The sequence below is a fragment of the Microcoleus sp. T2B6 genome (assembly GCF_036700475.1).
In the GTDB taxonomy this organism is placed as follows: domain Bacteria; phylum Cyanobacteriota; class Cyanobacteriia; order Cyanobacteriales; family Microcoleaceae; genus Microcoleus.
In genome coordinates, this window is record NZ_JAUBOZ010000005.1 from 1 (window position 1) to 12,188 (window position 12,188).

The window sequence follows — 12,188 nt, forward strand, 5'->3', positions numbered from 1 at the left end:
TCAACTGTCAACTGTCAACTGTCAACTGTCAACTGTCAACTGTCAACTGTCAACTGTCAACTGTCAACTGTCAACTGAACAATTCCTTACTTAATCACTTGCCAATCCATAATCCGCCACTGTCCCTCTTGGCGGATCAAGTCGTAGCGCACCCGCAGGTTTTCATTGCGCGAAGAAACGAGTTGAGAACGATCGAACACTTCGGCTTTTTCCGAGACTTGGGCATCTACTTGGGCGCGATCGGGATTAGTCGGATTTGTGGTAACTCCATTAACTTGCAGCTTGTGTACATAACGCTGGTGCGCGTTGTTACGCTGTTGAGCTTCTGCCATTAATTGCCAGCGAGACAAAGCCGGTTCTGTCAGAACTTGCTTTAATTCTTCGACAGCGTGATTGGGGCCCAAAGCCGCTGCTTTCGCCGATAGCCAGCCTTGAACTAAGTCTTTTGCTGCTACCTCATTGATTTCTCCCGACACTGCGCCTGCAGCGCTCGGCTCTGGGGCCGCGGCCACGGCAGGGATTTCCAGCGGCGGTTCTTCCAGGCGGACGAGGGCTTGCTCTCCTTGGAGGGGGCCCGATAGGGCTTGCATCGCGCTAGCCAAGAGACTGAGTATTAACCACAAAAGTAACAGGCTCACGACACCTGCGACTAGAAACAAAGCCAGCCTGTTTGGAGGCATGGACTTGACTTGGGCGGTAATTTCTGCTGCCTTGGTGCGCGCTCGATCGGCAAAATCGCCCTTTAGCCCATTGCCGCTTGCTCCGCTGCGCCCTGAATGTTGGCGTCTGCGATGTTTGGAAGTCGATTCTGCAGGGTGTGGCACTGTAGCTATCGGGATAGACACGGGGGCAACAGCGCTAGGCGCGGCCACCGTTGCCTGGGATTTCGCGCCCGACGCTGCGGTAGAAGCGTCGCCCGGTACGGGGGTCAAGGTGACGGTACTGGCTCCCTGCTTGGCTGTGGGTGGCTGTGCGGGTATGGCAGCGGGCGATCGGCCTGCAGTCGGTTGCAGTCGCCCTGGCTGCTTGCCGGCGCGGGGCTGCACGACGACCCATTCGTTGGCGGTTTCTGCGTCCTGTGGCAAAGCTTCTAGGTAAGCTTGTACTTTCGGGTCAGCAAAGTAGTCTTTCAAGGACACTGACTCGTTGGCCAAGTCGCGGAAGTGGGGAAACACTTCTTCTTGTAGCCAATGTTCGGCGTACAAGCACAATCCGGGCAACAAGTCGGGTGAATCTTGGGAATGTTCGCGAATGAAGGCCAGGGGTTCTTTTTCCGAACTCAGTTCGAGGGCTCGGCTGGCTTCTTCTGTTTGGCCCAGCAGCAGGGAACAGACGGCTTTTTCCAGGTGAACGTCTTGGCGGCGACCGAGCTGCATCAGCATCAGCTTGGCGCGACGGATCATCGATGGCTGTCTGGCGGCAAATCCTTGGGCTAACAGGGTGTAGACCGAGAGGTAAGTGGCGACTGCGGAGGGGCGACCGGCTTCGGCTTCAAATAGCGCCTGCTGCTCGCTGCTGGTTAGGTGTTTACGCATTTGCTGCACGAACCGGAGGAAGTCTTCTATTCCTAAACCCGATCGATCGTCTCCCGAACCGTCGATACCGCCTCGTTCTTGAAGCATTTCTCGCAGGATTTGCAGTCCCTTGCGACGCTCGGCGACTTTTTCTTCGGGAAGCGATAATAGCTCTAAAATGTTGTACGGACGGAGTTTGTATATGTCGGCTTGCATTTCACCCCTCACGCTTGCAAATAGGCTTTCGCGCAGCAGCAATTCTTGACCTGCTTCTAATGATTTTGCGGCATTTTCGTACTGACCTTGCTGCCACTGTTCGCGGCCGAGTTCTAGACAGGCAAGGCTGACGGTTAAAACTATATCTGGCCTCACGAGCTGAGGGTCGCCGAAACGACCTTCTGCGATCGCGATGCTGCCATTGTTAAGATACGGGCGACCCAGCTTCTGTACGAGTTCGTATTCTCCCAGTTCTTGCAGTATGAGCAGGGCTCCTACGAATTGGTTGTCATCGATTTCAATACTTGGAGTGTGGGGGTCGGGAGCAGCCTCTAAAGCCTTGGACTCTGCCGGAGCGATTTCTCCTGCGTCCTGCAGGATTGTGGCCGGGCCTGCTGAGGTTTTTGACCTCTGGTGCTTGGCTTCCTGTGCGGCTTCCGACTCTCGATCGTAAGTTTTGGCTAAAAAACTGGCATCGTAAGCTTTGCGCCCCTCTGAGTCTGACAGAACGGCGCAGGCTTCATCGAGCAGTTGTTTGCGGGCGACGATCGCAACTTCGGAATACTCCCTGCGCGGAAGCTGTAAAGTTCGATCGCGGTGAGCCTGCTGCAACTGTTCGGCAGTAGCTTGAATCGGTAGACCCAAAATCCGGTAGTAATCTAGTGGAATTAACACTGTCCACTTCCCCAAAGCGCTAGCAACTGAATTAGCCTATCTTAAGTGACATACTCCCGCAAACCAAATCAAAAATTCTGGTGTTGGCTTCCAACGGCCCCATTCACGGTATGTTGGACTTGCCGTAGAGATCCTCTGATTTTTTTTCCCTCTACAGCGTTTTACAGTGAGGAAAAGGGAAAGGCTCACTGCCCGTCCGCTAAATGAGTAGTTTGACTCTTGAGCATTTTCGGGTTTGAGAGTAATGGAATTATATCATTCGTGTGCATGGGGTTTAGATGCGAGTTGGTTCTCCGAGTCCGGGCAATCCGCCCCGCCTGCCCTACTCATTTTAACAATTGGTGAACTGCTGCGGAGTCAAGGTGCGATCGTTTTCGGCTGCGGTTGTGTCCCATCTGGGTTTAAACTGAGATGTTGCACCATTGTGAATAAGCCTTTTATGAACGAGCTCTCCGGCCCGTTCCACAAGAAAATCTATTCTTTGTGGAACAGCCATCTTGCCTGTTCTGGAGAATGGTGCAAGATGTGGGTTTAAATTTAGATGTTTAGGAAGCCGATCGTCGGGTATTATAAAACTTCATTAAGATGGTAAGCATCAATAAACAATAGTAGTATCCTATAGTCAGGAGAGTTAAATGAAATTGTTTCGCTCGTTACGAATGGAGAGTCTGGATGCAACTAACAGAGCGACATATCATTAAATCTACGGAACACCGTTTCCCACTGATTGATGAATTAGCTTTTAAATCCAAAAATCTCTACAATGCCGCTAACTACGTCATTCGTCAGAGTTTTATCTATGGATGGGGCTATATCAACTACAACGAAATGAACCGTTTGATGAAGCATCATCAAGCCTACAAGGCTTTACCTGAATCGGTTAGCCAACAAATCTTGATGATATTGGATAAGAATTGGAAATCATTCTTTGAAGCGGTCAAAGCTTACAAAGCCGATTCCTCTAAATTCACCGGTCGCCCAAAACTGCCGAAGTACAAAGATAAAGCTAAAGGGCGAAACATTCTTGTCTACACGATTCAAGCGATTAGCACTACACAGTTGAGAAAAGGAATTATCAAGCTTTCGGGTACGAAGCTTTTAATCAAAACTCAAGTCAATCCCGCTCAAATTTGTCAAGTTAGACTGGTTCCCAAATGCGATTCCTATGTAATTGAGGTGATTTATGATGAAGCGGAGTCCCCCGTTAGTAACGGCAACTCTGTAGCTAGTATTGATTTAGGATTGGATAACTTAGTGGCGTTAACTTCAAATCAGCCGGGTTTTATCCCTCTGTTGATTAACGGGCGACCATTGAAATCAATCAACCAGTTCTACAACAAACGTAAAGCACAGTTACAATCTCAGTTGAAAGGACGCCGCCAGATATCACCCCGCATTCAGCGTTTAACTCGCTGTCGCCACCAAAAAGTCACTAATTACTTGCATCACACAAGTCGCCTAATTGTTGACCATTTGGCAGCGAAACAAATTGGGACGCTAGTAATTGGTAAGAATGCACAGTGGAAAACCGAGATTGATTTAGGGAAGCCAACCAATCAAAACTTTGTCAGTATTCCTCACGCTCGATTAATTGAGATGTTGGAATACAAGACTCGGTTGGTTGGGATTAAGGTGATCGTGCAAGAAGAATCTTACACTTCGCGCGCAAATTTTCTGAATCTAGACCCAATCCCTGTTTACGGAAAAACCGATAAAGACCCTGTGTTCCAGGGTAAGCGAATCAAGAGAGGTTTGTACAAAACATCAGTCGGTCAATTAATTAATTCTGATGTTAATGCTGCGTATAACATCCTGAGAAAAGCAATCCCAAATGCCTTCAGCAATGGGATAGAGAGCTGCGTAGTTCAGCCGAGGCGGGTTAATCCGCTCAAAGTGAAAGTGAAGGGGGAGGGACTTGACGCCTCCCATGTCATATGCAATAAATGACTATACTTTTGCCACCTATTAATTATTTATGGTTCAGGAACGGACTTTACCAGTTTTTGACGCGCAAAGCGTCACCATTTCTCGGGATGAGGGCTTGATGCTCTACGAGGATATGGTCTTGGGGCGCTATTTTGAGGACAAGTGTGCTGAGATGTACTACCGGGGCAAAATGTTTGGTTTTGTCCACTTGTACAACGGTCAGGAAGCTGTGTCTACTGGCGTGATTCGATCGATGCGCCGGGATGACACTGATTACGTCAGCAGCACCTACCGCGATCACGTTCACGCTTTGAGCGCGGGCGTCCCGGCGCGGGAGGTAATGGCGGAGTTGTTCGGGAAGGAAACTGGTTGCTCGAAAGGCCGCGGCGGTTCGATGCACATGTTTTCGGCGGAACACCGACTGTTGGGAGGTTATGCTTTTGTGGCTGAGGGGATTCCTGTAGCTACGGGGGCGGCTTTTCAATCCAAGTACCGCCGCGAAGCTTTGGGGGACGAGAGTTCCGATGGCGTGACTGCTTGTTTTTTTGGCGATGGTGCTGCAAATAACGGGCAGTTTTTTGAGTGTTTGAACATGGCGGCTTTGTGGAAGTTGCCTATTATTTATGTTGTGGAAAACAACAAATGGGCGATCGGGATGGCCCACGAGCGAGCTACTTCTGACCCGCTGATTTACAAGAAGGCTCATGCTTTTGGCATGGCTGGTTTTGAGGTTGATGGGATGGATGTTTTGGCGGTGCGGGAAGTGGCGAAGGAAGCTGTGGCGCGGGCGCGAGCCGGCGAGGGGCCGACTTTGATTGAGGCTTTGACTTATCGCTTTCGCGGCCATTCTTTGGCCGATCCTGATGAGTTGCGTTCTAAGGAAGAGAAGGAATATTGGTTCCCCCGCGATCCGATTAAGAAGTTGGCTGCTGAGTTGATCGATCGAACTTTGGCGACTGCTGAAGAATTGAAAGAGATCGATAATAAAATTCAAGCAGTAATTGACGATGCAGTGGATTTTGCTGAGAAAAGTGCCGAGCCAGATCCTAGCGAATTGTATCGGTTTATCTATGCAGAAGATGAGTAAGCTGTTGTGCATTTAACTTGTATGTTTAGGGCGGGCAGGATGCCCAACCCCTACTCCCCACAAGAGTGATATATCCCCGTAGGGACACGGCGAAAGCCTTTGTCCCTACTGCACTTCCTAAACCAGAAATACGCTGTAATATCAAATCCGTTAGCATCGGAATAGTAAATCCGAGTTCACTGTTCACTGTTCACTGTTCACTGTTCACTGTTCACTGTTCACGGCGTCAACAGTCAACCGTCAACCGTCAACATAATTACGGTGTAACCGGAAATGATATAAGACTTACGTACAAACTTTACTTGTAGGGTGTGCAGTGCGAACCTTACAACCATAAATTAGGGCTAGAATCAAAGGTAGACTTTCTAGACGAAAAGAGGCGATATGATAAATCTCGATCGCGATCTAACTCAAGCCAGCAAAAATATGGGTGCAGTTCGAGTCAAAGTCAAGCTAACGAATGCCATTGATGAAGCCTTAGTGAGCCGAGGAGTGCTCAATCCAACTCTGTTGCGCGTATACGAAGCAGAAGCACTGATAGATAGTGGCGCAGTCAGAACTGCGTTACCTGCGGATGTAGTAGAGCAGCTCGGTTTAAGAATTCGGAGTCAGGAAATAGCAAAATATGCTGATGGCCGACAAGAAACAGTAGGATTGACTGAGCCTGTTATCATTGAAATAGAAGGGCGCGAGACAATTGAGGCGGCAATGGTTTTAGGCGATATGGTACTCATCGGTCAAACAGTGTTAGAAACTTTAGATTTGCTGGTAGATTGCAAAAATCAGCGTCTAGTTCCCAATCCCGAAAATCCCGAAAGACCTGTATTGAGAGTTTAATACTCCATCCCGCTTAAATACCTGCTTGATTTATGGGGTTTCAACCGCCTTGAACCTTTTTTAGTATTTATTAATTAAATAGCTAAAATATATCGTGTTATATAAGTATATAATTCAGTTATTAAATTCGTATTAAATTGTTTGATAGCTGATGGTAGTTGGTAATGATTAAACTCAAAACTTGAATATGTGGCTGCAAAGTCAGTCAATCGATTTTAGATTTTAGATTTTAGATTTTAGAGGCGACCCCACGGATAAATGCGGGGGCTTGAGGATTTTCGATTTTCGATTTTGGATTGATTCCACGGATAAATCACGTGGCGGGTACCACCTTTGAAATTCGTGGTCAAGAAACTTAAGCTGTTCTGCATTTAAATTGTCTGTCAAAAAACAATCTAACTCTTGTGGGGTGGGCGTCCCGCCCGCCCTGAATATGCAATTTAAAGGCGCGACAGCTTATGGTTTAATTATTGCGAAATAAATCGACCGAGAAAGGTACGGCCCGGCTCGCCGGAACCTGTGGAACTAAATTTTTGGGAGATTGAATTTCATCAACGCTTAATGATACCGCAACTGCGGTATAACATTTTATACCAGGTGTCAACTACCGCAAACTACCGCAAGATTACCCGATCGCCCATCCTGTATATCGCAGGAAATGCAGCGCCACCCCCAACCGGCAAATCTCCCTTGCAGAAAGTAGCACAAACGTGATACGGTATAAGCTTGTGTCCAAATAACACCAGTTCATGCCAAAACTCAAAACTCGCAAAGCAGCCGCAAAGCGCTTTAGAGCGACCGGCAGCGGTAAAATTGTGCGCCGTAAAGCTTACAAAAGCCACTTGCTACAGCACAAAAGTTCAGCTCGCAAAAGCCGTCTATCTAAGCTGGTCGTCATCGACGAAACCAACGATGCTAACGTGCGGTTAATGCTTCCATACTTGTAAAGTTTAACGGAAATTAAAGATGACACGGGTAAAACGCGGTAATGTCGCCAGAGCGCGCCGCAAAAAAATTCTCAAATTAGCCAAGGGTTTCCGAGGCGCACAGTCGAAACAGTTCCGCACAGCTAACCAACGGGTGATGCAGGCCCTGCGTAACGGTTATCGCGATCGCAAAAAACGCAAACGTGATTTCCGCCGCCTGTGGATTGCTCGGATCAATGCCGCATCGCGCCAGCACGGCACGAGCTACAGCAGACTGATCGGCAACATGAAGAAAGCCAACATCGAAATCAACCGCAAAATGCTGGCACAAATGGCGATCATTGACCCGGCAACATTCGGTAAAGTCGTGGAAATGGCTAATCGAGCCGGAGCCTGAAATCTAGCTTGATTTTCAGAATGCACAAAGCAGAAGTAAGAAAGATTTAACTGTCTGCCAGAGAAGGAAAACTCCTGATGAATTGAGGAGGTTGAGACCAAGTTTCCTTCTTTGTTCTTACTTCTGGATTTTTGCTTTTTCAGAAATCGCGATCGGGCCGGTCGATCGCTATTTCCTTGTTTTTTATACAGTTACAGAGGCAAATCTCAGAGATTGCTAGCGCCTTAAAATAAATAAAACCTTCCACAGACATACCTAAATTTAAGAAAAACATGGATAGTAATTTGCTCATTGTTTACCTGACAGTCCTGCTCGCTATACTCGGCAGCAGTTCCTGGTTTGTGGTGCGCCAGATTCTCAAAACTCGGAAGCTGGAAATGTCTCTGGAACGCTTAGAAAATAAGCTGACAGTAGAAAAAGGAACAGCACAGGAATACTACGAATTAGGAAGTATCTATCTAGATAAGAAGCTTTACTCCCAGGCGATCGTACTGTTTCAAAAAGCCCTGAAAGCCAAAGACTTAGAAGGCGAAGAAAATCAAGCTGTTATTTACAACGCCCTCGGTTTTGCACACTTCGGCCAAGAACAGTACGACATCGCGATCCGCCAGTACAAAGAAGCCCTGAAGTTGCAGCCAGAATACGTTACATCTCTCAATAATCTGGGTCACGCCTACGAGCGCAAGAAATTAACAGCTCAAGCCTTGGAAATGTACGAACAAGCTCTCGCCTGCGATCCAGACAATACCACGGCCAAACAGCGAGTAGAGTCCCTTCGGAAGCGTTTGGTAATCTATAATTGAGCGCCCCTGTTAGGAGCAATAGAGATCCCGCAAACCTGGTTTCATTCAGAAACCGGGTTTTTTCTTAACATAGTCCAAGATACTAAACTATCCAACACATTAATGCGTTAGTTTTTAAGAACAGGAATTCCAAGTGACGCTCGATCGCACACCGTCCCAGCACTTTAAATTACTGTCAAGATAAAAACAGTACCTGCAACGCCGGTCAGTCCTAAACAATAGAAGGAGGAGAACGTAGTGACATCAATTCTCGTTGTCGAAGATTCGTGGTTGACTCGCAGGGTAATCTGCAAAATCCTGCGAGCAGAAGGATACGAGACTTGGGAAGCATCCAGCGGCCCAGAAGCTCTAGAACTGCTCGGCACTAAAACCCCAAACTGTATGCTCTTAGATCTGCTGATGCCGGAGATGGAAGGTAGGGAAGTCCTGCAAGCCATGCGCGATCGAGGATATAAAATTCCAGTGATCGTAATTACCGCAGACATCCAAGCAACCACCCGCTCCGAGTGCATGGAACTCGGAGCCCTGGCAGTCATTCACAAAATGCCCAACTCAGACGAACTAATCGGGTGGATCAAAAAAGCTCTTAGTGTCAGCGAGGAGAGCACACAATGAAATTAAGCACTCGACAGCTCGATGCTTTGCAGGAACTCGTCAACATCGGGATCGGTCAAGCCGCAGGGGTTTTGAACGACATGATCGACTCCCCGATTCGCTTGCAAATCCCCTACCTTCAAATCCTGACTCCCATCGACGTGGAACAAGAGTTAGAGCAACACCTCAACGGCGAGCAAATCGCCGCTGTCCAGCTCAAATTCACAGGCTCCTTTGGAGGCATTGCCCAGCTAGTCTTTCCCACAAACAGCGCTGCCCTGCTGGTGACAATGCTTACAGGGGAAGAAGCTGGAACTCAGGATCTCGATTCAGTCAAAATTGGTACGCTAAGTGAAGTGGGAAATATTGTAATTAATGGGGTCATGGGTGCAATCAGCAACGTACTTCAGCAGCGCCTGAACTATTCAATTCCCACTTATAGCGAAGGGACGATTGCTAGTTTGCTGATATCTGGCGGTTTAGCTACTGATACAGTTGTTTTATTAGCCCAGACCAGTTTCATGATTGAAAGGCTTCACATTGAAGGAGATATCATTCTTATTTTCAATGTTAATTCCTTTGACACCTTGTTGACTGCTATCAATCAACTTGCCGGGGGTCTATGATTGAGGAGAGCAAAAGTATTAAGGAAAAGTTTGGGGTTCTCGACAGCGTACCAGTCGGCGCCTGCTTGCTGCAAGATGATTTTGTGGTGCTGTTTTGGAACACTTGTCTGGAAGAGTGGACTAAAATTCCCCGCAGCCAAATATTGGGAACAAAGATCACAACCCATTTTCCTCACCTGAGTCAGTTAAAGTACGCCACTCGCTTCAAGCAAATCTTTGCAGGAGGCCCGCCAACAATTTTTTCTTCTCAAATTCACAAACACCTGATTCCGGCAACTTGGCAAGACGGCCAGCAGCGAATTCAGCAAACTACTGTGACTGCTGTGCCGGCCCTAGAGGCTGGCATAGAAGAACAGGAGATTAGAGACTGGGTTCTCCATACTCTTGAGTTGGAATCAGAGGGTAGTGTCGGAGTCGGCTCATCAAGAAGTGCTTTTGTGTCTAGGGAATCTCCACCCTCAGCTTCGTCATCAATATGGCCGGGGGTCAATGCCCCATCGTTCTACGCGCTGCTGGTGATTCAAGACGTGACCGACCTCACCCATCGCATCCAAGCTTACCGCACAATGCGGGATCAAGCTGTGGAAGAAGTGCAAGTGCGTCAGCGGGTGGAGGAAGAATTGCGATCGAGCCAGCATTTCATCCAGCAAATTGCTGACGCGGCGCCTTATTTGCTCTACATCTACGATTTGACCCAACGGCGCAACGTCTACGTCAACGGTCAAGCTTCTAAATTGCTGGGCTACACTCCCCAAGAAATTTTACAGATGCAAACTGCTTTGTACTCGAGTTTGGTGTACCCAGAAGATTTGCCGAGGCTCAAAGCCCACCAGAAAAAATTTCCCTCGACTCAAGACGGGCATATTTTGGAGTTGGAGTATCGGCTCAAACATCGATCGGGCGAATGGCGCTGGTTTCGCTGCCGCGACCAAGTTTTCGCCCGCACAGCCGACGGCTGCCCCAAACAAATTTTCGGCACCGCTCAAGATATCACCGAGTACAAACGGGCACAAGAGGCGCTGCGGCAGCAGAACGAACGAGAACTGCTGATGGCGACGATTACTCAGCATATCCGCCAGTCTCTGGATTTGGGTGAAGTGCTCAGCACGACAGTGACAGAAGTGCGTCAGTTCCTTCAGGCCGATCGAGTGATGATCGTCCGCTTCAACCCCTGTACGGGCAGTGTCTGCGCCACCCCGGCGACGGGGGCGGTAACAGTGGAATCTGTAGCTGCCAACTGCAAGCCGATGTTGGGGGAAACCCTGGAAAAGTTCTGTTTTGACCAGTTCTATCTCGAAGCGTACCAACATCGAGCGATCCGACCGATCGCCGATGTTTTGGCCGCGGATTTGCCGCAATATCAAATTGACTTGCTCGCACAATTCGCGGTGAGAGCTTATTTGGTTGTGCCTTTAGTGCAAGGAGAAGAGTTATGGGGGCTGCTGATGGCCCACCAGTGCAGTCCCCGGCAGTGGATGCAGTTGGAAGTAGAGTTGCTGTCTTCTCTGGCCACCCAGTTGGCGATCGCCATCAAGCAAGCAGAACTCTACCAGCAGTTGCAAGCGGCCAACCTCAAGTTAGAGCGCTTGGCTACTTCGGACGCACTCACGCAGCTAGCAAACCGCCGACGGTTCGATCAGTATTTAGAAATGGAGTGGCGCAGACAAGCGCGGGAACAAACGCCCATGTCCCTAATTCTGTGCGATATTGATTCTTTTAAAAGTTACAACGATACTTACGGGCATCAAGGCGGAGACGAATGTTTGCGACAAGTCGCCGGGGCGATCGCCAATGCAGTCAATCGCCCCGCCGATTTAGTAGCTCGCTACGGAGGCGAAGAATTTGCCGTTATTTTGCCAAATACCTCGATTCAAGGCGCAGTGATCGTAGCCGAACACATACAGCTCACAATCGCAGCTTTGCAGGTTCCGCACGCTGGTTCTCAGGTGAGCGAGTACGTCACTCTCAGCCTGGGCGTAGCGAGTATTGTTCCTGCATCTGAATCGGGAGCCGAAATTCTGATTGCCGCAGCCGACCAAGCGCTTTATCAAGCTAAACGGCTTGGGCGCGATCGTATCCAACTTTACCAGCCCGATCCTGCTGGCAAGGCGAATGGGACAGGCACTTCGATACTTCCTGTAGATTTTTCTCTCCCAAACACTAATTTACCATCTCCCACCAGCGCTTGACGAATTGCCATATTTGTTGATTCCGAGTAGTTATACCACTCCGCAAAAAAAATGCCACTGTAAGCCCGCGATCCAAACCCTGATCTCCCTCTTCTGTCACTCTGCGGATTAAAGAAGTAAGAAATAAGCCAGCTCATCCAGATAAATAAAAGGGTTGGAATTGATTTATTGGATCAATTAAATCGTTGAACGCAATAAATAAATTAGGATTTGGGAATATTTGTAATGAAGGATAAATCAACCCAAATATAAGGATGGGTTGGATAAGCTGTTGTGCATTTAAACTGTGATACAACACTCCCCCTTTTTTGTGATTTTTCGTCCCCATTTAATCATTAACTCTCCTTCATTTAAGAGGCGATTTAATAAATACTCTAGGTCTTCAATGGATGTAAAAA

General features: G+C 48.3%; 11 protein-coding genes. 9 read left to right on the forward strand and 2 right to left on the reverse strand.

From position 1 onward, the window contains the following. Window positions 1-86 precede the first annotated feature (86 nt). Both QUA00_RS03170 and QUA00_RS03175 read right to left on the reverse strand, forming a co-directional pair. On the reverse strand, window positions 87-2,405 hold the full coding sequence (locus tag QUA00_RS03170) for an IMS domain-containing protein (RefSeq protein ID WP_333408662.1): 2,319 nt from the start codon (window positions 2,403-2,405) through the stop codon (window positions 87-89). Between the two features lie 331 nt (window positions 2,406-2,736). Then, window positions 2,737-2,901: a hypothetical protein gene (locus QUA00_RS03175; RefSeq protein WP_333408663.1), complete on the reverse strand. Its 165-nt coding sequence runs from the start codon at window positions 2,899-2,901 to the stop codon at window positions 2,737-2,739. A 176-nt stretch (window positions 2,902-3,077) separates the two neighbouring features. On the opposite strand from QUA00_RS03175, the gene QUA00_RS03180 reads away from it, so the two are divergent. The 9 genes from QUA00_RS03180 (at window position 3,078) to QUA00_RS03220 (ending at window position 11,790) form a co-directional block, all read left to right on the forward strand. Further along, a complete protein-coding gene (locus QUA00_RS03180) occupies window positions 3,078-4,352 on the forward strand; it encodes a transposase (RefSeq protein WP_333408665.1) in 1,275 nt (424 codons plus the stop codon). Between the two features lie 28 nt (window positions 4,353-4,380). After that, window positions 4,381-5,418, forward strand: coding sequence for a pyruvate dehydrogenase (acetyl-transferring) E1 component subunit alpha (gene pdhA, locus QUA00_RS03185; protein ID WP_333147130.1), 1,038 nt, complete (start codon window positions 4,381-4,383; stop codon window positions 5,416-5,418). Window positions 5,419-5,802: 384 nt separating this feature from the next. Then, window positions 5,803-6,255, forward strand: coding sequence for a retroviral-like aspartic protease family protein (locus QUA00_RS03190; RefSeq protein WP_333408666.1), 453 nt, complete (start codon window positions 5,803-5,805; stop codon window positions 6,253-6,255). A gap of 749 nt (window positions 6,256-7,004) precedes the next feature. Next, window positions 7,005-7,202: a 50S ribosomal protein L35 gene (gene rpmI, locus QUA00_RS03195; RefSeq protein WP_006634164.1), complete on the forward strand. Its 198-nt coding sequence runs from the start codon at window positions 7,005-7,007 to the stop codon at window positions 7,200-7,202. 19 nt (window positions 7,203-7,221) lie between these two features. Continuing rightward, a complete protein-coding gene (gene rplT, locus QUA00_RS03200) occupies window positions 7,222-7,578 on the forward strand; it encodes a 50S ribosomal protein L20 (RefSeq protein WP_006634165.1) in 357 nt (118 codons plus the stop codon). 272 nt (window positions 7,579-7,850) lie between these two features. Continuing rightward, window positions 7,851-8,381, forward strand: a complete 531-nt coding sequence (locus QUA00_RS03205) for a tetratricopeptide repeat protein (protein WP_333147134.1) — start codon at window positions 7,851-7,853, stop codon at window positions 8,379-8,381. 237 nt (window positions 8,382-8,618) lie between these two features. After that, window positions 8,619-8,996, forward strand: coding sequence for a response regulator (locus QUA00_RS03210; RefSeq protein ID WP_333147136.1), 378 nt, complete (start codon window positions 8,619-8,621; stop codon window positions 8,994-8,996). After that, window positions 8,993-9,601, forward strand: coding sequence for a chemotaxis protein CheC (locus QUA00_RS03215; protein ID WP_333147139.1), 609 nt, complete (start codon window positions 8,993-8,995; stop codon window positions 9,599-9,601). Before QUA00_RS03210 ends, QUA00_RS03215 begins: the two co-directional genes overlap by 4 nt. Further along, on the forward strand, window positions 9,598-11,790 hold the full coding sequence (locus QUA00_RS03220) for a diguanylate cyclase domain-containing protein (RefSeq protein ID WP_333408667.1): 2,193 nt from the start codon (window positions 9,598-9,600) through the stop codon (window positions 11,788-11,790). The genes QUA00_RS03215 and QUA00_RS03220 overlap by 4 nt, the downstream gene beginning before the upstream one ends. The last annotated feature ends 398 nt before the right edge of the window (window positions 11,791-12,188 follow it).

What these genes read in the sequence shown, in the direction of transcription:
- QUA00_RS03175 (WP_333408663.1), bottom strand. Translation starts at nt 2,901, where the DNA reads ATGGCTGTTCCACAAAGAATAGATTTTCTTGTGGAACGGGCCGGAGAG.
- QUA00_RS03180 (WP_333408665.1), top strand. Translation starts at nt 3,078, where the DNA reads ATGCAACTAACAGAGCGACATATCATTAAATCTACGGAACACCGTTTC.
- pdhA (WP_333147130.1), top strand. Translation starts at nt 4,381, where the DNA reads ATGGTTCAGGAACGGACTTTACCAGTTTTTGACGCGCAAAGCGTCACC.
- QUA00_RS03190 (WP_333408666.1), top strand. Translation starts at nt 5,803, where the DNA reads ATGATAAATCTCGATCGCGATCTAACTCAAGCCAGCAAAAATATGGGT.
- rpmI (WP_006634164.1), top strand. Translation starts at nt 7,005, where the DNA reads ATGCCAAAACTCAAAACTCGCAAAGCAGCCGCAAAGCGCTTTAGAGCG.
- rplT (WP_006634165.1), top strand. Translation starts at nt 7,222, where the DNA reads ATGACACGGGTAAAACGCGGTAATGTCGCCAGAGCGCGCCGCAAAAAA.
- QUA00_RS03205 (WP_333147134.1), top strand. Translation starts at nt 7,851, where the DNA reads ATGGATAGTAATTTGCTCATTGTTTACCTGACAGTCCTGCTCGCTATA.
- QUA00_RS03215 (WP_333147139.1), top strand. Translation starts at nt 8,993, where the DNA reads ATGAAATTAAGCACTCGACAGCTCGATGCTTTGCAGGAACTCGTCAAC.
- QUA00_RS03220 (WP_333408667.1), top strand. Translation starts at nt 9,598, where the DNA reads ATGATTGAGGAGAGCAAAAGTATTAAGGAAAAGTTTGGGGTTCTCGAC.